At 39.9% G+C, this 21,181-nt stretch carries 15 protein-coding genes; 6 read left to right on the forward strand and 9 right to left on the reverse strand.

Annotation, left to right across the window (positions count from 1 at the left end; translation table 11 throughout):
• Positions 1–96: 96 nt before the first annotated feature.
• The 9 genes from PaeCFBP13512_RS16355 to PaeCFBP13512_RS16395 form a co-directional block, all read right to left on the reverse strand.
• Positions 97–645, reverse strand: coding sequence for an MOSC domain-containing protein (locus tag PaeCFBP13512_RS16355; protein ID WP_137224593.1), 549 nt, complete (start codon positions 643–645; stop codon positions 97–99).
• Between the two features lie 125 nt (positions 646–770).
• Positions 771–1,391 carry a VC0807 family protein gene (locus PaeCFBP13512_RS16360; RefSeq protein ID WP_241669411.1) on the reverse strand — a complete coding sequence of 207 codons (621 nt, stop codon included), beginning with the start codon at positions 1,389–1,391 and terminating at the stop codon, positions 771–773.
• Between the two features lie 218 nt (positions 1,392–1,609).
• Positions 1,610–4,693 (reverse strand): glycoside hydrolase family 2 TIM barrel-domain containing protein, encoded by a 3,084-nt coding sequence (locus tag PaeCFBP13512_RS16365; protein WP_137224596.1) that lies wholly within the window; start codon positions 4,691–4,693, stop codon positions 1,610–1,612.
• A 799-nt stretch (positions 4,694–5,492) separates the two neighbouring features.
• The gene (locus tag PaeCFBP13512_RS16370) at positions 5,493–6,317 is read right to left on the reverse strand and encodes a carbohydrate ABC transporter permease (RefSeq protein WP_069329717.1); all 825 of its coding nucleotides are present in this window, start codon (positions 6,315–6,317) and stop codon (positions 5,493–5,495) included.
• Positions 6,310–7,212, reverse strand: coding sequence for a carbohydrate ABC transporter permease (locus tag PaeCFBP13512_RS16375; protein ID WP_069329718.1), 903 nt, complete (start codon positions 7,210–7,212; stop codon positions 6,310–6,312). The genes PaeCFBP13512_RS16370 and PaeCFBP13512_RS16375 overlap by 8 nt, the downstream gene beginning before the upstream one ends.
• A gap of 191 nt (positions 7,213–7,403) precedes the next feature.
• On the reverse strand, positions 7,404–8,687 hold the full coding sequence (locus tag PaeCFBP13512_RS16380) for an ABC transporter substrate-binding protein (protein WP_069329719.1): 1,284 nt from the start codon (positions 8,685–8,687) through the stop codon (positions 7,404–7,406).
• A gap of 553 nt (positions 8,688–9,240) precedes the next feature.
• Positions 9,241–11,031 (reverse strand): cache domain-containing sensor histidine kinase, encoded by a 1,791-nt coding sequence (locus PaeCFBP13512_RS16385; protein ID WP_069329720.1) that lies wholly within the window; start codon positions 11,029–11,031, stop codon positions 9,241–9,243.
• A gap of 182 nt (positions 11,032–11,213) precedes the next feature.
• The gene (locus tag PaeCFBP13512_RS16390) at positions 11,214–12,791 is read right to left on the reverse strand and encodes a response regulator transcription factor (RefSeq protein WP_137224599.1); all 1,578 of its coding nucleotides are present in this window, start codon (positions 12,789–12,791) and stop codon (positions 11,214–11,216) included.
• Between the two features lie 287 nt (positions 12,792–13,078).
• On the reverse strand, positions 13,079–13,717 hold the full coding sequence (locus PaeCFBP13512_RS16395; protein WP_137224602.1) for a LysE family translocator: 639 nt from the start codon (positions 13,715–13,717) through the stop codon (positions 13,079–13,081).
• Between the two features lie 150 nt (positions 13,718–13,867).
• Here PaeCFBP13512_RS16395 and PaeCFBP13512_RS16400 point away from each other — a divergent pair, with 150 nt between their 5' ends.
• The 6 genes from PaeCFBP13512_RS16400 to PaeCFBP13512_RS16425 all read left to right on the forward strand — a co-directional run bounded on the left by PaeCFBP13512_RS16400 (position 13,868) and on the right by PaeCFBP13512_RS16425 (position 21,124).
• Positions 13,868–14,416, forward strand: a complete 549-nt coding sequence (locus PaeCFBP13512_RS16400) for a TetR/AcrR family transcriptional regulator (RefSeq protein WP_441343336.1) — start codon at positions 13,868–13,870, stop codon at positions 14,414–14,416.
• Between the two features lie 168 nt (positions 14,417–14,584).
• Positions 14,585–15,718, forward strand: a complete 1,134-nt coding sequence (locus PaeCFBP13512_RS16405; RefSeq protein WP_137224608.1) for an MFS transporter — start codon at positions 14,585–14,587, stop codon at positions 15,716–15,718.
• A gap of 177 nt (positions 15,719–15,895) precedes the next feature.
• A complete protein-coding gene (locus PaeCFBP13512_RS16410) occupies positions 15,896–17,152 on the forward strand; it encodes a hypothetical protein (protein ID WP_137224611.1) in 1,257 nt (418 codons plus the stop codon).
• Positions 17,149–20,172: a DEAD/DEAH box helicase gene (locus PaeCFBP13512_RS16415; protein ID WP_137224614.1), complete on the forward strand. Its 3,024-nt coding sequence runs from the start codon at positions 17,149–17,151 to the stop codon at positions 20,170–20,172. The genes PaeCFBP13512_RS16410 and PaeCFBP13512_RS16415 overlap by 4 nt, the downstream gene beginning before the upstream one ends.
• Positions 20,173–20,245: 73 nt before the next feature.
• The gene (locus tag PaeCFBP13512_RS16420) at positions 20,246–20,563 is read left to right on the forward strand and encodes a type II toxin-antitoxin system Phd/YefM family antitoxin (RefSeq protein ID WP_137224616.1); all 318 of its coding nucleotides are present in this window, start codon (positions 20,246–20,248) and stop codon (positions 20,561–20,563) included.
• Positions 20,564–20,566: 3 nt separating this feature from the next.
• Entirely contained in the window at positions 20,567–21,124 is a 558-nt protein-coding gene (locus PaeCFBP13512_RS16425; protein ID WP_137224618.1) for a type II toxin-antitoxin system RelE family toxin, read from the forward strand.
• The last annotated feature ends 57 nt before the right edge of the window (positions 21,125–21,181 follow it).

Below are 21,181 nucleotides of genomic sequence, written 5' to 3' on the forward strand. Positions count from 1 at the left end.
TGTTATTTCTATAGTATACCGTAAGCGCTTGGTAGTATAAGAGCGCTCCTGTCCAATCAAAAGTCATTTTTACATAGCACAATCAGTTATGTTTTTTTATAAATGAGCAGTAATAATCTGCACAGTATCGCCTTGAGCAATCCTACCTTCTCGTTCTACCGAACAGACAATACCTCTTGCTTTGCGGGCAGCAGGTACAAATTTGGAACGTAACTTGGGAATATCATATACCTCTTCAATCACTTTACCCGGAAAAATACATGGTAGATTCTCCCCTTCACAGATTAGACCTGTACCATCAGGAAAAATTAATCGTGCTCCTGCTGGCAAATGAGTCAACTGATCGAAGCCACGGATCATCAGATTGGCTCCTAACCACTCGGGTTTTATTTCTGGTAATTTCATACGTATCGCAATCTGTTCACAATCTTCATAAGATACAATACTAATCTGTCTACGATTAGCAATCATTGTGCCTTTTTTATATATTTTCTGTCTGGAATCGGCAGGACGTAACAATCCATAATGGCGATCTCCCGGAATACCTGCCAGTTCAACAGCGATCGAAGGTAATTCTCTAGTGATAAAGCTTTTAGGCGTATTTGCTATTAAGACTTGTTGTACTGTGATAATCTGCTCGGTCATAGTCGTTCTCCTTTAAGTAGATCATGTCATGCGATCTTTGTTGTATATACAATGTGAATATCATAGAGGAAATACACCTAAAAAAGAAGCCCTTCAACGATGAAGGACTTCTTTATAGGGATCATTTAAGACATCGATTGTTGTAGATGCTTCATATGAACTGCTGATCTACGGCGATAAAGTATCGTTGCTCCAATCGCTACACCAATAAAGCTATAAGATACGATACTGGATAAGGCAAGCACCTGCATGACACTGAGTTCGTTGACCATGACTATTTTAGTACAAGCTTCTAGCACCAGAAGAACTCCCCAGATCAACGTTATATTTCGAATGACTTTGCGAAAATAAGCATATTCCCATTTTTGTTCGAAATGAGTAATAGTCGCAAAACGACTAGCGATATAATAAATAAGCGGTTTGCCTGCACATAATGAACCTAGAAAGACGATACCTACCACACCTGTAATCATCGACTCTCGCAAAAGAAGAATCTTCTCACTGCCACCCAACAAGATCATCACAAAGGAAAGAATAAAGGTCATTAACATTAAACCTCCAAACACATCGAGTGTTCGGTGCTTGGCAAAATGAAAGATATTATCCACTAAAGGAATCAAGGTCGCAATCGACAAAGCAGCCAAACCTCCTACATACGGGGAAAGCCACACATATACGCCCCACGGAATTAGACCGTTAATAACAAGTGTGAATATAATATAACTGCGCGATGACATATTAAGCATGATTACCACTCCTCTGATCATATGATGTTGAGTTGTACAGATGATATTCCGGTCTGTTCTACGCTTCATCTCTTCATTAAATCTTAGCATGATTGCCAAAAAATAAACTCTATCGCAAGGTTAGTTTTGACGTATACCTCTAGATAGACAAAAAAGACTTTCCTGATCCAGAACATGTGCGTTCGGATAGGAAAGTCTTGCGATTATACTCTATTCATTTATACCAGTGGATGAATTGTAAATTCAAAGGCTAACGGTTGATCCGCAGGAATCTGATACTCATCTAATACAGGAGCACCCCAGCTATCATCGCCACCTACACCCATTTGCTTACCAGCGACTGTAACGACTGTGTAATACACATTTGGCAATTCATATTGATGGTATGCACTTTCTAATTCAAACGCCGTATACGGTGAAATATTACATTCTACCGGTGCAGTTGATGGCGCTGTAATTCGAATACCTTGTTTGCGTTGATCGGTAATATCTACACGACGTACACCCGTACGGTTACCCGATTCTTGTGGAACAACATAACCGGATACATTATCTGATGCTTGATTCTGGAAACGAGTTAAGCGAGCTCCAAAAGCACGGTCACTGTAATTCTCATCCGGTCCCATAGCATACCAGTCTAATTGATCATAATCTGCCGGTACTTTAAACGATAATGCAAAGATCGGTAGATTCGCAAGTCCTGTAGCACCATTGTATGTGGATTGTACTTTAACACTTCCATCTCCATATACGGTGTATGTTGTCGTTACTTTCAAATCCGCATGAATACTGAATCCATAATGGAAAGTTACCGTCACATGATCGGCTTGCTCATTCACATCAATACCTACGCATTGGCGAGCAAGACTAGCTGCGAACCAGTTGCCTGCATGGAATCCTCTAGCTGTTCCTTTATCGTTATCTGTTGTTGCACGCCAGAACAACGGTGCTGGTGGTGTAGAGATCATTTCACGTTGACCGTAACGTAGAGAAGTTAAGCTACCTGCTCCTTTAGAAAACATCACGCTAAATCCTGTACCGTGTACACCGATATTCACATCACCATGTGCTACTCGTAATGTACCTGTAGGCAAGACGGCTACTTCTTGTGGTTCCACGTGGAAAATATGTTGTCCAAATGCGATTTCATACCCAGCATCTGCCCATAATTCAGCTTCTTTCAATACAAGAGATGCATGAATCACATATTCGCCTGAAGCTGTATGCGTATCTGGCAATACCCATTCAATACGTGCTTGGGATTGAGCATCCACTTGAACTGGCATTGTATGGCTGTACACTTCTACACCTTCATGGTGCAAGCTGTAGACAAGGTTATACGCATCTGTACCTACAAATACATTTTCGTTCACAATTGTAATCGCACTTGGATCAGGTAAAAGCTTGATATTTTGGTAAAGGAATTTAACTTCTTGCATTTTAGGTGAAACTTTACGATCTGCGTAGACAATACCATCGGTGCAGAAGTTATAGTCTGTAGCACGATCATCATAATCGCCACCAAATGCTAAATATTCTTTACCATAGCGATCTTCTTTCATCACCGCTTGATCGATATAATCCCAAATGAATCCACCTTGATACATTTCGTATTTCTGTTCCAAATCCGTATATTTAGACATGCCACCGACCGAGTTACCCATAGCGTGCATATACTCGCAACTGATATACGGCTTTTGTGGATTGTCATTCAAGTATTCTTCAACATCGGCTACTTTAGCATACATCCGGCTTTCCATATCACTGGTTGCATCATAATCACGGTTGTGGAATACACCTTCATAATGAACAAGACGTGTAGGATCTGTTTCACGGAAGTAATTAGATACATTCAAAATGACTTCTCCTGCATAGGCTTCGTTACCACAAGACCAGATCAGAATCGAAGGGTGGTTTTTATCGCGTTCCACCATCGAGATCGCACGATCCATTACGATATCTTGCCACTCTGGCAAATTACCAGGAACATTCCAAGACGGCTCAACAGCACCCATCTTCTGCCATGAACCATGACTTTCTAGATTCATCTCGTCGATCACATACAGACCATACTCATCACATAGCTCATACCAGAGCGTCTGGTTCGGGTAATGTGAAGTACGTACAGCATTCATATTATTTTGCTTGATCGTGCGCACATCCCACAACATATCTTCTGCTGTAATCGCACGTCCTGTACGAGCATTGAATTCATGACGATTTACACCTTTGAACACAATACGCTTACCATTTAAGCACATGACTTTGTTGATCATTTCAAAGCGGCGGAAGCCTGATTTTTGCGGGATCACTTCTACCAAGTTACCTGCTTCATCATAGATAGAAATCAATAACGTATACAGATAAGGATGTTCTGCACTCCATGTATGTACACTATCGATCGTTGTTGTAATGTTGGCTTTGCCATCTACAAATTGCGCTTCAAGTGAAGTTACATTTGTACCGGTAGCATCTTGCACTTCAATAATCGCTTTCGCTCCAACGGTCTGTTCTAACGTTAATTGTACCGACAACTGACCTTGCGTATAAGCATCATCTAATCCAGCATTCACATGCAGATCACGTACATGTACAGAAGGTACAGTATACAAATACACATCACGGAAAATACCGGAGAAGCGCCAGAAATCCTGATCTTCTAACCAAGAACCAGTACTGCGTTGGTAGACTTCTACTGCTAATTTATTTTCACCCGCTTGTAGATAAGGTGTAAGATCAAAATCTGCTGGCGTAAAACTATCTTCGCTATATCCAACAAATTGTCCATTTAACCACACGTAAAATGCAGACTCAACACCTTGAAATGAAATATAAACAGGTGACTTGTCTCCTGAGGAGCGCTCTAGCAAATGTTGAGGTACTGTAAAGTACTTCACATAACTGCCTACAGGATTGGACTGTGTGGAAAGGCTATTTTCAACTGTAGCCGTCTCAGACGTGAATAATGGACGCAGATCTTCGTGACCATCCCACGGGTACATCGTATTTACATATTGCATTTGTCCATACCCTTGTAACTGGATATGACCGGGAACTGTAATATCTCCCCAACCGTCACAAGCAAAGTCTGTTTCTTGAAATCCTTGTGGACGAGTACTTGGATTCGTTGCATAGTTGAATTTCCAATTTCCATTTAAAGAAGAGCGAAGCTTCATTTCGCCACGTTTCTGTGCTTCTTCTAACGTTGCATAATATTTATGATCTGAGTACGCTCTCAAGCGATTTACAGCAAATACACTGACATCTGTTAACCAGTCTAAACTAGGCTTTTGTTGGTTCATGTCCATACCCCCGACTTTTCTTTGTTTTAGAGTGACTAGCGCTGCGGGGAAGGGTTATTCTTGCCGTCGCTGGTAAGACTGGGATATCTTGATTGGACCACTGAGTGGTCGATATCCTTGTCTTACCAGCGACTTTCAGAATAACCATTCCCCTCCGCTAGAGGTAACTGCTACTCCATTTGAATGAGTCTCCGCAGAAAGATTACACCTTACATCATCCTTTAGATTACATTATCATTTTGAAGTACATTGTCGCTTTGGAATTTTGATCTCGTATGCGTTTTGGCTATATGGTTTCTTCATTACATAAATAATGATATTTAGTCTCGCTCTAGCATTGTTATTCGCTTTAGCATCGATATCACAATGCCTTTGATCTCAAACTAGTTCATTTCAAGCTACTTCCAAAATCGAATAAGCTTAAAGCGCTACTAAATTGGAACCTTAAAATCTTATCAAACCCTAATTTTTAAAATCCCTACATTCTAAATTCTAAACTCTAGATTTTAAATCAAAATTATAAGTCCTAAATTCTCAAACCTAAAAATTCAAATCTCTTATTCCTACCCTGCCCACCTACTCAAAGTAAAACTAAATCTCTTTTTTGTGGACATGGCAAAGTGGCTGTGATGCGGCAGAGCGGAGTCTAAGGAAATTATCCTAAACGTCGCCTTTAAAGATAAATGCGACTGCTTGGCAGTCATTCAAAGCATTTATCTTCACCAGCGGCGGCAAGGACAATTCCTTAGACGAAGCGGTCCCCATCAACAACCACAGCCACTCTCCACAACTCGGAGATTTATTTTACCGATCCAACCATTCCTGCTACGAAGTGCTTCTGCATAACGAAGAAGACGATAGCTGTAGGTAATGTAGAGAACACGATAGCGATCATGATCATACCGAAATCTGGTGCATAACTGGATCCCATGTTAGAAATAAGCAACGGAATCGTTTGATTTTCTGGCGATTGTAAAACAACCAAAGGCCATAGGTAGTTATTCCAGCTCGACATAAATGTAATAATTGCTGCTGCTGCATAACTTGTTTTCATCGTTGGCATGTATACACGGAAGAACAATCCCAATTCGGTTAGTCCATCCATACGACCTGCTTCAAGCAAGTCTTTCGGGAACATTTTGGTACTTTGACGGAAGAAGAAAATAAGGAATGCTGTAGTAACGGTTGGAATCACAACCGATGCTAATGTATCGATCCCAATCACTGGTACCACATTACTGATTTTACCGAACATACGATATAACGGAACCATCATCGCTGCAAAAGGAATCATCATCGACAATAGTAAAATGTTAAATACGATATCTTTGGCTTTACTGCGATAGACTTCAAATCCATAACCTGCAAGCGAAGCGATTAACAATGCCAAAATCGTTGTACTGATCGAAATTTTAGCAGAGTTGCCTAATGCGCCTATAATATCTACAGAACTCGTTAATTTTTGGAAGTTTTCGATCAAATGAGAACCGGGAAGCAATCGACCCTGTGTAACGTCTACCGAAAGGTTAGTTGCGCTGACGAGCATCCAGAAAAACGGGAAAATCGAAATAAATGCAGCGATACTCAAGAAAATATAAGTGAAAAACGTTTTGGATTTATTCATTGCGATCACCTGCCACTCTGAACTGGATAAATGCTAATATGATGATCATAATTACGATAGAATACGATACGGTTGCTGCATAACCAAAGTCTGCTGAATATTTGAACGACAGATTGTAGATATACTGCGAAATGGATGTTGTCGCATTACCGGGTCCACCTTTGGTAATATTGACGACTTCATCAAACAGTTGCAATGTACCAATTGTCGACGTGATCGATGTAAACAAAATAATAGGTTTTAGCATAGGAATAGTAATACTGAAAAATTGACGAATAGCGGAAGCACCATCAATACGTGCTGCTTCATAAATAGAGTTGTCGATATTTTGTAGTCCAGATAGATAGAAAATCATGTTGTAACCTGTCCAGCGCCATGTAATAGCGAGAATAATCGTTACTTTTGCCCAGAACGGATCAGCAATCCACTCAATCGGAGCACCAATCAAATGCACTTTAAGCAATAACGCATTAACCAAACCATCCGAAGAGAAAAGGTATTTAAATACAACAGAATAAGCAACTAGAGATGTAATACAAGGTAAGAAAATAGCTGTACGGAAAAATCCTTTAAATTTCAAACGAGGATTGTTCAATAATACAGAGATGAACAAAGCAAGCACAACCATTAAAGGTACTTGGAAAATCAAATAAATAAATGTGTTTTTTACTGCTGTAAGGAACATATCATCTGTAAACAGACGAGCATAGTTATCAATACCATTAAATGATAGATTCGAGCCTGTTCCCGTTTGGAACGAAAGAATAAGTGCTTGAATCATTGGATAAAAGTAAAATGCACATATCATCAAAACGGCTAATGCAATAAATAACCATCCTGTTAAGCCAGCTTTGAAACGAGGGCCGAACTTGGATTGAGGTTGAGCTGCTTTCATTTCTTTCATCTCCTTTATATCGCTTGTGGTCGTTTTATTTTTTATTTATGGCTTAGATACAGCAATAAAACCTTGAACGGCAAAGCCCAAGGTTTCATTGCTGTTTCTATTGCCTTACGCCCAGCAAGCTTTCTCTATCCACTTTTTGAGCAGATCGGGTACAGTATGATTTTTTAATGAATCAAAATGTTTTATTTCAGTTGAGCTTCTGCTTGAGCTTGAACATCGTTCAATACAGAGTCAATGTCTTTACCAGCAAGGTAGTTCTGTACTTCTACAGCCATGATATCTTCGATAGCATACGTGTGTAGACCGTAGTTTACGTTAGGAACTTCTGTAGTCCATTTTGCAAAGTCAGCATAGATTTTTTGTCCGCCAAAGAAATCGTCTGCTTTGTCATAAGCTGAACCTGTAGAAGCTGCTTTGAACGTACCGATGATACCAATTTTGTTCAACATATCTTGGTACAATTCTTTATCAGAACCGAATGTTTCTTTCATGAAATCAGCAGCAGTATCTTGTCCGTCTACGTTCATGACATACCATGAGCTACCACCAATGTTAGATGCGTGAACAGAGTTTGGTGTGTTTTTCAATGTTGGGAATGGAACAACAGCCCATTTACCAGATTGAGAAGCTTCTGCTTTAACAGAAGGTGTGATCCAGTTACCCGTAGGAACAGATGCTACAGCACCACTGTTGAATGCAGCCAAGAATTGACTCCAGTCAGAGTTCGTTTTTACGATATTTGCATCAAACATTGCTTTGTAATCTTCCATAGCTTCTTTCAAAGCTGCGTTTCCTGCAATGTTAGGTGTTTTACCGTCTTCTTTAAGATACCAAGTACCTGCAGATTGGATCATTGCACGAATCAATCCCAAGTCATTTGGATCTTGAGTTAACATATCTTTACCAGTTTTAGCTTTTACTGCTTTACCGATTTCGATAAATTTATCCCAGTCGATATCTTGCATATCTTCAGGTGTGTAACCTGCTTCTTTAAGATAATCCGTTCTTACATACATACCAGTTACGCCGGAATCAAATGGAACACCATATTGTTTGCCGTTGTAGTTAGTAGGACCTGCTTTGTAATCTGCAAAGTCTGCTGATTTAATCGAATCAGACATATCACGGAATGAATCTGGATACGCTTGCAAGAAGTTTTGTGAACGGTAATCTTCGATCAACACAATGTTTGGAAGACCTTTAGTTGTACCAGAATTCAAACCTGTGTTTAATTTTTGTACAATATCCGCTTGAGCGTTTTCAATGATGTTAATCGTAACATCAGGATGCTTAGCCATATATCTCTCTTTAGCTAAATTCAATGCTGCTATGTTAAATTTAGCGTCCCATGCCCATACTGTGATTTCTTTTTTAGCTGGATCAGAACTTGCACCGCTACCAGCATTACCGGAACATGCAGACAACATGAAAACGGTTGCTAGTAAAAGAAACATCATTTTTTTCATTTTTGTTCAACCCCTGTTCTTTTTTTGAAAGCGTTTACCATTTGGTATATTTATCTTAACACCTCTTGATTTGAAGACGGTATGACTATCTTTGTAAGGATTTGTGATTTTCTTATATTTAAATTTTTTGATAGCGTTATCATTAGTAATATATTTGGATAATGGTATAAAATGTAGATTAAAATAGAGTGGGATTAGTGAGTATGAGCGGAATTTAGGGAGACCGCTTCGGGGGATAGCTTATTTAGAGCACCAATTTGAATGTTGGGGAGCGGGGAGCAGGAAAGAATGAGGATTAGAATAGATTGGAGTGGCTTGGTGAATATATAGCTATCTTGAATTTGTGCCTACTATATATAGAAAGATCGAGTTAAGTTTATGGATTAAATACTTGGTGTTTTTAAAATAGGAATATTTATAGATTGTTTCATTATAAATAGAAGAAAGGTAGGCGCTTATTTCTAAGTGTCTACCTTTCTTCTATTTACAAAAGACATCTCTTATACCGTTTAGAACACGGGATATGGTAGATGTCTTTTGTATTTTTTATAGGTTATTGTTGTTCTAAAATTAACGGCATGGTGATTTTGACTTTGGTGCCTTCGCCTTTGGTGCTGGAAATAGTTACTCCATACTGTTCGCCGTAGAGCAGTGTGATGCGGTTGTGGACGTTTTGGATACCGATGCCGGTGAATAGTTGGCGTTTGCTTTTCGGATTGGGGAGCGGGTTATGTTCGCCTACTTCAGATAGACCGTCCATACCGTCTCCGTTGTCGACCACTTCACAGGTCAGCACACCATCGGATTGAGACACCATAATATAGATGATACCGTTTTGTTTTTCATTAAACGCATGGAAAAACGCATTTTCGATAAACGGTTGAATAATTAACTTGGGTACATGGTATTCCAGACAATCTGGAGAAACGAAATAATTTACTTGTACGCGTTGTCCATACCGCACATGGTTGATAAATACGTAGTTTTTCATATTACCCAGCTCTTGTTCAATCGTGATCGTTTCACTGACATTACTGATTGTATTTTGCAATAATGAAATCAGTGCATTGATCGTCTCCGCAGCCGTTTCTTTGTTTCCTTTTTGCACTAGGATTTTGATCGAAGCAAGCGTATTATACAGGAAATGCGGATTGATCTGTCGTTGTAATGCAGCTAATTCTGCATTCCGTTGATCTTTTTGCGTCTGAATAAGACGTTCGATATAATCATTCAGTTCATCCAGCATATAGTTATACGCTCGACCCAATTCCTGAACTTCATAACTTCCACTCACTTGAATATAATTATCAAAATTTTTCTCCGTAATCGTAGACATCTGCTTCACCAGACGAGTCAATGATTGGGTCAATCGACGTGAAATTAAAAATACAATCAACAACGCTCCGCTGACAATCGCAATACAGATCAGTGCCACCGAACGCACATTGATAATCTGTCCAACGGCAAATTCCCGATCAACCAAATTAACCAGATAAAAATCATATTCAGGTACATAATTCGATAAAATAATATGATCTTTACCCATGACATCAGCATCCATATAATCCAGATGTTTTTTGTTAATCTGGGTCGCATAATTGAGGAGCTCCGGTGAAAAAGAACCAATCAGATCATCTCGATTACTCGATACAATCTGTCCACTCGCATTCAGAATCAGAACATCGTTGCCTGTACTGGTAAAATTACTATAAAAACGTTTGAATTCTCGCTCTTGAATGGCTATATAGATGGTTCCATACAGAAAGTTACTTGTACGCTCCATCAAAGCTTTGGAAGCAATAATATAATGCTCTGCCGGCTGATCGATAGCTGTTGATTCTTCATCATACTGATACATCAGCCGTCTCGGTTCAGCGATCGTATTCTTGGTAATCATACTTTCAGACAACGTATGCATTGGAATAGGCCAGTATCCATAATCGGAAGCATAACTTCTGCCATTCACTCCTATGACCGTTACGCCTACTTCATAAGCGTCTACATTTGATTTAATCTGCTTCATCTGTTGACCCATACTGAAATAAGAACTACCTGTAGCGATCGAATCGCCTTCACCGCTCGTTAAAAAGCTTTTGACGGTAGCCGTCTGAGAGGCATGGCTAACTGCATTTACAATCGAATCGTTAAACGACTCAAAGCTTGTTTTAATCTGATTCAACACTTTCGAGTTGGTGATACTGAATGTCTCGGCAAATAATCGCTCTGACATTCGAATCGTTACGAGCGAAGTCAACAAACAAACAGCAATGATACTGACCACCATAACAATAAACAATTTAAAAAACAGACCTTGCTGTTTGAAATTGTCGATACTTTTTTTCATACTCATTCCCTTTTCTTTAACCCATTCATTACATACTATAATAGTAAGATATTTTGCTACGCAAAAATCATTTTTTCATTGAACTGGGTCGCGCTTATATTGCCAAGCGCTTGATGTAAGATATTTTGCTACGCAAAAATCATTTTCTTATTGAACTGGGTCGCGCTTATATTGCCAAGCGCTTAACGCAAGTGTTTACGTCGGTATTGGCTTGGGGATAGTCCGGTTAGTTTTTTGAATACTTTGGTGAAATAACTAGGGTCGGAATAGCCTACTTTGCTACTGATATCTGCAATCGTGAACTCGTCTTCTTTTAACATGGCGGCGGCCTTTTCGACGCGGATTTTGTTCAAATACTCACTAAATCCTTCTTTATTATGCGTTGTGAAATAGCTGGATAAATAAGAAGGGTTAAAATGAAAATATTGGCCTAGCCCGGTCAGACTGAGCGACTCTGCAAAATGAATATCGATATACTCTAATAACTTTTTCATATTCGAGTTACTGTTCGGCTGTGTACGTGCTGCAATCTGCTGATCAACTACTAATAAAAAGCGATTTAGCAAATCGATTGCTTCATTAATGTGCTCGGCTTCGTTAATCTGTTTGAAATAGTTATATTTCTCAGCATCCAGTTGTTCAACATCATAATCCAGATTACCAAGCAGTGTAATAATATTGAATACAACATTACCTAGAAATGATTTCAACTCAAACGGAGTCGAGACATAGTTCGCCGACATCGCTGTGACATACTGGCGCAATTCTTGGAAAGCAAATTCAAAATGCTCTCGCTTCATCTCTTCAGCAAATTGCTTTAGGTTGAAAGCACCTTGTACTGCAACCGGTGGCGGAAGTTCAGATTCTAACATGAGTCTGCGATCCGGGAAATAAAAGCGATAGTCTAACAATTTCAAAATCTGTTGATGATACACCGGATCGATCTGCTCAAATGTATGAAAAGGACTACTCATCACCCAACCGATTTGTGGAGACTGAGCATGAATATCATCGGCTAATTGCTGAATAACGGTCACTAACGTTGAATATTGAGACTCTTCCAGATTCACCAGAAATACAATTAGACCGGAATCACTGACCGGTGCAGGTCGAAATACAATCGATGTTCCTAGCGATTCAAGCACTTCTGCCAGTCTCATTCCTAGAGTAGATAAGTGACTTTGTACAGCCGCAGACGTATGGTTGTTCGCAATATAACCGGAAGGCTGAACGCCGATCAGACAATAATGCTCATACGGGAAAGCTTGTTTGATCAGTTCTTGTCCATAATTCACTTCATATCCGGAGATCACTTTTTCTATAATATGATCAATCGACAATAACTCTTGATCATTATCTTCATTATATTGAAGAGAAGGAATACGACGTGCTGTCTTTTGTAGAACTTGCAACAACTCTTGCGTTTCTAACTTTGGCTTCAAAATATAATCAGCTACCCCGCTTTGAAAAGTGGAACGTACATAGCTAAATTCACCATAGCTGCTCAGTACAATGACTTCAATATGAGGATATCTTTGCTTCACAATTCGTGTGAATTCTTCGCCATCCATAATTGGCATGACGATATCGGTAATCACAATATGAGGTTGCAATTGATCTACCAGTTCGAGCGCTTCTTTTCCATTAGATGCTTCACCAACAATCTGAAATCCAAATTGTTCCCAGACCATATAGTGTTTAATTCCTTGTCTTACCAGAATTTCATCATCTACGATCAAAATTCTACACAGTTCTTTCATTATGACACTCCCTATATAACTCTACTGAAGACTACAAGAATCTTACAGAATACCATTTATGGTAGCGTTTTCAAACGTATAGTTTATTATTTATCTATTAGTATTTTTATGCTAACACAGAATAGAGAATCATGGGACAAAATATTTGAAGAAGATAATGATCGCAAATCTTAGAACTCCTCTTCCAAATCATCAAAACAGCCTAACGTGTTGGATGCACATTAGGCTGTTTCGAGAATTTCTGTATTGGATGATGTGAATTTCTTTTCAATGCTGCTACATCTTATTTATTTGCGATCGAATGCCATTCTTGCTGCAAGTGCTGTTAGCACACTTGCCATGACCCAGCGCTGGATACTCATCCAAATCGGACGTTTACCGAACCATGATACCACTTGACTCGCTACCAGTATAATCAATAGATTAACGATAAAGCTGATGCTAATCTGAAGCAGGCCTAGAGTGGCACTCTGCATCAATACCGATCCCCGTGCAGGATCTATAAATTGTGGTAACAACGATACATACAATACAGCTGCTTTGGGGTTAAGTAAATTTGTCATAAATCCCATTATAAATAGCTTTTTAGGCGATTCGATCGCTAATGATTGAGGTTCCAGTATATTACGATCACTTCCACTTCCAGGACGAATCGCTTTCCACGCTAACCACAGCAAGTACACTGCTCCTGCCCATTTAATCATACTGTAGAATATAGGAACTGTCAGAAATAACGCAGATAATCCCATCATGGTCGCTACAATATACACGACAAATGCGAGCATCACGCCGAACAAAGAAATCATGCCTGCTAACTTTCCTTGTGTTACCGAACGCGAAATCAAATAGATCATATTCGGTCCTGGCGCACATACCATCCCTAAAGCGACAGCGGCAAAAGCAATCATCGTTCCAAAACTAATCATGTGTCCGTCTCTCCTTTTTATAGTTTTGCATATGTAAGATTGTTATACAGTATACGCTTTTGTAGTCAATTCGTTAACCTTTATGTAAGTGGTTTGACAATATCCTTCTTTTCCTTCACAATAAATATAATGATCGTTCTATATAAAGGAGTGTATCAATTGAGTAAAAAAAGAGAAACGTTACTGATTGTAGCTGAAAAGCTTTTTTATGAACATGGATTTCATGCGATTGGTCTGAAGCAGATTATTACAGAAGCAGATATTGCGATTATGACGCTCTACAACCATTTTGCTTCCAAAGATGAATTGATCGTAGAAGTGTTGAAGCGACGTGAGCAACAATATATGGAGTATCTGCATCGTTTTCTGACGGATGATCATGAAGCTATTTTATTGAATTTGGCTAAAGGGCATGCGCAACGTTTAATGGATATTCAATCACGTGGATGTATGTTTTTACGGGCAAAAGAAGAATTTGCTGGTGATCCAACGCATCCAGTCGTACAGACTGTGAATCGTCATAAAGAAAATGTGATGAAATTTATCGAGCAATTGGACTCCTCCCTGACTTCGCAACAAATTTTACAATTTTCGCTGTTGTTAGAAGGATCTACTGCTCTGGCTGAGACAGAAGATACAGCCACCGTATGCGCCCAATTAATTGATATGACCGAAAAACTATTTGTACGTGCGGCTTAAACAAGTAAGTATTCTGTTATAGCCATACTATTGGCACCCAAGATCAATCATTTCTATCAGTTCAAAAGTATATCTGATCGCAGTGAGTATATAGATACTCACTTTTTATTTAAGCAAAAGTATAATGATCGTTCTATATATTTATAATACATAAAGGAGTGTTACCCTATGAACGCTAAAAAAATTATATTTCCCGGTATAGCGATGATCGCTGTTTGCTACACATTAGGCAGATACAGCTTTGGACTATTTCTACCTGAGATTTCTGCTTCTCTTTCTTTATCCACTACTGATGCAGGCTGGATCAGTTCAGTGATGTATATTGCATATTGTCTGGCATTATTAACAGCACCCTTTCTTATTCACAAATGGGGACATTATCAGGTAATCCGCTTATCTGGAATCAGTGTAGTGGTTGGGATTGCCGGTGTGGCTTTGGCGCCAAATACATTAATATTAACGATCAGTCTGTTCTTTGCTGGATTAAGTACAGGTTGGATATCGCCTGCTCTAGGCAATGCGGCTTCTACTGAACTTCCTGTTGCCGATCGGGATCGTGGCAATGTTTGGATCAATAGCGGAACAAGCTTTGGGATGGTGTTATCCGGTCCCATCGCTTTATTATTTACCGAATACTGGCGCTTAAGTTATGGACTATTCGCTATCATTGCTCTGATCACCCTATATTGGAATAGCAAAAATATACCGCATCGGCATCCTATTGCATCTGCTACGACTAAAGATCAGCACCAATTCCAATTATTTCAGCCACACAGTCTAGCATTGTGTGTAGGTTCATTACTTATTGGAAGCAGTTCTGCAATATATTGGACGTTTTCACGTAGCTTTTTGACGGTAGAACAAGGATTATCTTATACGACAGCGATCTGGTTTTGGATTGTGATGGGGATATCAGGTATGATTGCCGGTAGTTCTGGAAAATGGATCAATCGGCTTGGACTTTCTGCCTCATATCGTCTGGGTATGTTTATGATGAGTATTGGAATCATAGTGCTTATTATCCCGTCTGTTGGATTTAACTTTGCTTCAGCTATCTTATTCGGAATTTCGTTTATCTTTTTAAGCTGTATCTGTATTGTGTGGTCTACTCGTGTCTATACCAAGCAACCTTCTATGGGGATCAGCCTTTCTTTTTTGATGATTGGTGCAGGGCAATTTGTAGGTGCTTTGATTGCGGGGAATGTGATTGATCTATTTTCATATTCGGTAGGATTTGTGATCTTTGCCGGACTCGGACTGGTCGGACTGTTGATTAAAATCAAAACAAATACGACTGCATAGTCAATCTCTTTATAGGAGTAAATACTTTATTTCTATAGAAGCAACGCATAATATAAAGACACTGAATAGTGTCTTTTTTTGTTGTGCAAGTTCTAGTTAGACTGTCTAGCTTTCTCTAGATCATGGTATAATAAAGAGATTCGTGAATAGAGAACCACGCTTAGGAGAATAGAGGATATGACGTTGATATTGAATATAAAGCAAGATATAGATCGTTCCGTACAACAGTGGCATGAACAGTTTGCTGAAGATATCGCTCCGCTGGGGCAAGGGATTCGGAATGTGCAATATACGACAGAAGCGCTCGCTCTTATTTTCCAAAAAGGGTTGCCGAATGATCCAGTAGAACAGGCGTTATTTAAGCTGAATACCTATCTGTATATGCTACAGATTGTTGTCCAACCTGTTCAAAATAAACTGAGTCGCACGATGTCTTCACTTGGGTATCATACTCATCTGGCAGTAGCTGAATTGCAAAAATCTATCGAATCTCTTTTTGCAGAACCTCTTCCTCTCACATCTGTTACTTCTATAGAACAACGTGAATGGTTAAGCGGTACACTGTCTTATATTCGTGTCGAGATGCTTAGTGAATCACGCGATTCTTTTACCTTTTTCAATAGTTATATGCGGATATGGATCAACTGGATTTTGCCAGTGCTTACTCATTCTGTTGCAGACGATACCGAACTAACACTACAAGCTGAAGTTAAGCTTCTCGAACAATTAGAACCACGTTCCGGCCATTCGGCGCTCAAGCAAGCATGGTGGCTAGCGCAAAGTTATATTCAGTTTGAACGTGGAGCAGAGCAAGATGAAGCATCTCTTGCTCTTATTCGTACTGCTGCGACCAAGCAGGATTTCTATCCAGATCGTTTACCTGATTACTTGGAGCGTCTAAGCGATCAAGCGAACTGGACACGATTAGCGTATTGGCTGACTGAACTTGCTGATGTATTACGCCAGCAACAATCTAATTTACAGGATTATGCACTTTATTGGGAACAAGTGATCACCCAACTACCAGAAGCTGAGCCTCAAATGTGGACAGCACTGGAAAAATTATTACCTGTCGGTGGACGCATCTACGAGCAAAAATTGTTATCGTACGGGAAATGGCAATTATGGATGGATTATCAGTTGTCTGCGGGTAATGATCCTGCCAATTATAAAGTCACCGAACTGCAACCACTCGAAAATAATGCACCAGAAATGCTACTTCCTTTTTACCATCAAGCGGTGGAACGACATATGGCGCACAAAAACAGACAGGGCTATAAAGCCGCTGTCAAATTACTCAAACGTCTAGCTAAATTGTACAAAAAAATAAAGCAAGAACCACGTTGGAATGACTTTATCGAGCAATTTGCTCAGCGAAATAGTCGTCTACGTGCGCTTCAAGAAGAATTGCGGAAAGGGAAGCTGATACCATGAGTCATTATCTTCAACACATCACTGTCCAAATGGGACTCAGCGAGTATGGCGATGCTCTAATCTATGGCTCCAAAGAAGCTTATGGATTCGTGCCTGCAACCTATCTCAAACATCTACTATTTGCATGGCATGAAGATTCTTTTTACGGAACAGAGTTAGAAGTAGAAGAAACACCCGAAGTGGAACTAATTGTGCTCCCTGCTGAACAGGTGATTCCGTATTTTGCATCAGCTCCTCTGCTTCATCATGTGCAGTGGAATTGGGAAGGCGAGACCGCTCAGATTCGGAAGTTGGCTCCCTATCTGGAACGTTGTCTGGAAGAACGTAAATATCTTCCCAGTCTAGCTTCATATCGGAAAGGGAAATTGCAATGGAGCTGGGATCAAGATGTGCTCTTAGAGTGGGCGCAAGAAGATGGGGCCGAACGTGAGATACGATCTTTGCTCAAAAATGCGTCTCAACTCCAATTTGTACAAGGATTACAAGCGGCATTCTCTGCTACTGTGTTCCGCCAATATTATAACAGCGAAGCAGAAGCCGCTGATCTAAGACGTGAATATCCGCAATTATTTGATCGCAATCAGAGTACAGCAGGGCTAGATGAAGAAACATGGCTGGTGTCGATCGGTTGGAAAAGCGATACAGCTCCTTTTCGCCCGGCACTTCAATTGCTGGAACCGGAAGATTCAAACAGTGGTTGGCGACTCCAATTTGTACTACAAGACAAAGCCGATGAAACGGTTCTTGTCCCTGTACAATTGGGAATTGACGGACATGTGACTGGTAAATGGCCTGAGCCATGGAATATTCATGTGCAAGATCGGGCTTCTGGCTGGCTCGAACATCTACGAGCCACTTTACCACGAGCCCAATTCGCCGAAACGTCTGATATTTTACAGCGTCCGATGAACAATGAAACCGCATGGCGCTTTCTGACTACAGAAAGTAATCGACTGCTTCAAGCAGGTTGGTTAGTGTTACTTCCTGCATGGTGGGAAGCGGCAAGGCGCAAAAAGCCTAAATTGCGTGCTAAAGTTAGCGAAGATAAAGAAAAACGGGACGGCAAATCCTTTTTCGGCTTAGATGCACTGATCGACTTTGATTGGCGGGTATCGATTGGAGATACAGATCTTTCGGAAGAAGAGTTTCTGGAACTAGCGGCTCGTAATGAACGATTGGTACTTTTCCGTGGACAATGGATTGCGCTTGATCCTGAGTTATTGGAACAGATCCGGCGAGCGATGAACGGGATCGATAAGCGACGTGGATTATCTTTTCAAGATGTATTGCAACTCCATCTGATGCGCCAGCATCGTGCGGCTCAAGTTGCCGAAGAAGCAGTTGAGGAAGAAAGTACACGTGTAGAACTGGAAGTCGAATTGAATGAACATCTGACTTCTTTAATCGAAAAGATCAATCAGCAAGTGGATCTTCCACTCACTCCGATTCCAGCAGGACTACAGGCGCAATTGCGTCCTTATCAGCATGAAGGATATTCATGGTTATCTTTTCTAAGAAAATTCGGTCTGGGTGCTTGTCTGGCTGATGATATGGGACTCGGTAAAACGGTGCAATTAATCACGTATTTACTTCATATTAAAGAACATGCAGAGATCGCTATTCATCAACTAGCCGAACAATTCCATCAGACCGAAGAAATGCAACAGATGCATCAAGAGACCATTTTCAGCCCGACTTCCCTTGTCATCTGTCCCACTTCTGTACTGGGGAACTGGCAAAAAGAAATCAGTCGCTTTGCACCTTCACTTACAGTAGCGCTCCATTATGGCAGTAAGCGCCGTTCAGGAGAAGAGTTCCAGCAGTTGATCGATCAAGCTGATGTTATTCTAACGTCATATGCAACAGCATCACTCGATCAAGAACTGCTTCAAAGTTATACATGGGCAACCATTTGTCTGGATGAAGCGCAAAATATTAAAAATGCACAAACAAGGCAATCGCAAACGGTTCGTAGTCTATCCGCTATGCATCGGGTTGCGCTAACTGGTACACCGATCGAAAATAGATTGGCTGAATTATGGTCGATATATGACTTTATTACGCCAGGTTACCTAGGAACCGCTAAAGGATTTCAAGAACGGTTTAGCAATGCGATTGAAAAAGATCATGATGAAGAACGAACATTACATTTACAGCGTCTGGTTAAGCCATTTATGTTACGTCGTACCAAAAAAGATCCTAATATTCAATTGAATTTGCCTGAGAAAAATGAAATGAAAACCTATATTCATCTTACAGCTGAACAAGGAGTACTGTATGATCAAGCAGTCAATAGCTTAATGCAACAAATGAACGATCTGGATGGCATTAAGCGTAAAGGTGCCATCCTGTCTGCACTCACTCAGCTCAAACAACTGTGTGACCATCCGATTCTTGTGACCAAAGAAGCGTTGCCTGAACCGGAAAAAGGCAAACGATTCAATACCGAAGCATGGGTCAGTCGGTCTGCCAAATTAGAGCGATTGCTGGCGATGGTCAAAGAATTACGTGAAGAAGGCGAACAATGTCTGATTTTCACCCAATATATTGGGATGGGTCAGCTGATGCAAAAGATTTTGGAAGAAGAGTTACAGGAAAATGTATTATATCTAAATGGAAGTACATCCAAAACAGCGCGTGATCGGATGATCGAGCAGTTCCAAGCACCTGCGGTAGAAGGCGATTCCACCAAGCCATCTGTGTTTATTTTATCGCTCAAAGCTGGTGGAGTAGGTCTAAATTTAACAGCTGCCAATCATGTGTTCCATGTGGATCGCTGGTGGAATCCTGCGGTCGAAAATCAAGCCACTGACCGTGCTTATCGTATGGGACAGACACGCGATGTCCAAGTGCACAAATTTATCTCACTCGGTACACTGGAAGAACGAATCGATGAAATGCTGGAAAGTAAGCAACAGCTAAGCGACAATGTGATTTCCAATTCAGAAGGCTGGATCACTGAACTATCTAACGATGCGTTAAAAGACTTATTTGCGTTACGTCGTGAATGGGCGGAATAATAAAGCATGACATTACACATGATTGTACGTATAATTAAACGTATAATCATGTGTTTTTGTTAGGAGGAAAATGATGGCTAAATTATTAGAACCTCAAAAAGGTGTATCTCTAGAACAGCCGATTCTTTTTGGACGAGATCAATTAGTAAATACCGCTACGATTTCACGTCAATTCAGCAAAGTTAAATTGTTAGCTAAAGTAAAACCTTTGTTTATCACAGACAATGGAAATGTAGATTCTGTACTTTTGAGCTACGAAGCGTACGAAGAAATGTATAATCGTATCCAATCGCTAGAGCAAGAAGTTCTAGATTATCGTGCAGAAGAAGCAACGGCTAAACCTGAATCTTCTGTAGACTGGCAGACAGTTCGACGCAGTTCTAAAGAATAAGCAATGGAAAAACGATTCTTAGTTCAATTCACCAAAAAATCTCTTAAAGAATATGAAGCCTTAGACGGATCAATTATAGAAGAAGTCAATGCAGCTCTGGAATCGTTAGAACAAAGAGCAGATCAAGTAGGGAAACTACTAGGCAATAAAAGACAAATTCATCTAAAAGGTACTAAAGAAAAGAAATTAAGACGTTCTGGGGTACGTATTATTTATCAAATTACCGATCAATATGTAGATATTCTCGCTATTGTAAACATTCTTCTGATTGATTTTAAAAAGAATGATACAGAACTGTATATGGAAGCTGAAATTCGTTATCAAGAAACAAAAAATGCTATTGAACTACCTCAGAAAAACTCACCTTTCATTTGGAAGACAGATACAATTGCTAATCAAGATTTAGAACAAGATAGTATGATAGATAAGATATTTGATGACCATTTTGATGATTTAGAAGAATCTATTAAAAATCAAATTTTACATCATTTTTCTTATGGTGAAGTAGCAACAGCATATCAAATTTGGTACGAAGCTGTTCAAGATTTAAATAAAGAATAACTTTTATAACAATCAAAAAAGAGACCTGCTAGTTGAGGTCTCTTTTTCTTACTATCT

The organism is Paenibacillus sp. CFBP13512 (assembly GCF_005233705.1).
Classification (GTDB): Bacteria; Bacillota; Bacilli; order Paenibacillales; family Paenibacillaceae; genus Saccharibacillus; species Saccharibacillus nuruki.

Coding starts and splice junctions, on each gene's coding strand:
- PaeCFBP13512_RS16355 (WP_137224593.1), bottom strand. CDS start 645: ATGACCGAGCAGATTATCACAGTACAACAAGTCTTAATAGCAAATACG.
- PaeCFBP13512_RS16360 (WP_241669411.1), bottom strand. CDS start 1,391: ATGCTTAATATGTCATCGCGCAGTTATATTATATTCACACTTGTTATT.
- PaeCFBP13512_RS16365 (WP_137224596.1), bottom strand. CDS start 4,693: ATGAACCAACAAAAGCCTAGTTTAGACTGGTTAACAGATGTCAGTGTA.
- PaeCFBP13512_RS16370 (WP_069329717.1), bottom strand. CDS start 6,317: ATGAATAAATCCAAAACGTTTTTCACTTATATTTTCTTGAGTATCGCT.
- PaeCFBP13512_RS16375 (WP_069329718.1), bottom strand. CDS start 7,212: ATGAAAGCAGCTCAACCTCAATCCAAGTTCGGCCCTCGTTTCAAAGCT.
- PaeCFBP13512_RS16380 (WP_069329719.1), bottom strand. CDS start 8,687: ATGAAAAAAATGATGTTTCTTTTACTAGCAACCGTTTTCATGTTGTCT.
- PaeCFBP13512_RS16385 (WP_069329720.1), bottom strand. CDS start 11,031: ATGAAAAAAAGTATCGACAATTTCAAACAGCAAGGTCTGTTTTTTAAA.
- PaeCFBP13512_RS16390 (WP_137224599.1), bottom strand. CDS start 12,791: ATGAAAGAACTGTGTAGAATTTTGATCGTAGATGATGAAATTCTGGTA.
- PaeCFBP13512_RS16395 (WP_137224602.1), bottom strand. CDS start 13,717: ATGATTAGTTTTGGAACGATGATTGCTTTTGCCGCTGTCGCTTTAGGG.
- PaeCFBP13512_RS16405 (WP_137224608.1), top strand. CDS start 14,585: ATGAACGCTAAAAAAATTATATTTCCCGGTATAGCGATGATCGCTGTT.
- PaeCFBP13512_RS16410 (WP_137224611.1), top strand. CDS start 15,896: ATGACGTTGATATTGAATATAAAGCAAGATATAGATCGTTCCGTACAA.
- PaeCFBP13512_RS16415 (WP_137224614.1), top strand. CDS start 17,149: ATGAGTCATTATCTTCAACACATCACTGTCCAAATGGGACTCAGCGAG.
- PaeCFBP13512_RS16420 (WP_137224616.1), top strand. CDS start 20,246: ATGGCTAAATTATTAGAACCTCAAAAAGGTGTATCTCTAGAACAGCCG.
- PaeCFBP13512_RS16425 (WP_137224618.1), top strand. CDS start 20,567: ATGGAAAAACGATTCTTAGTTCAATTCACCAAAAAATCTCTTAAAGAA.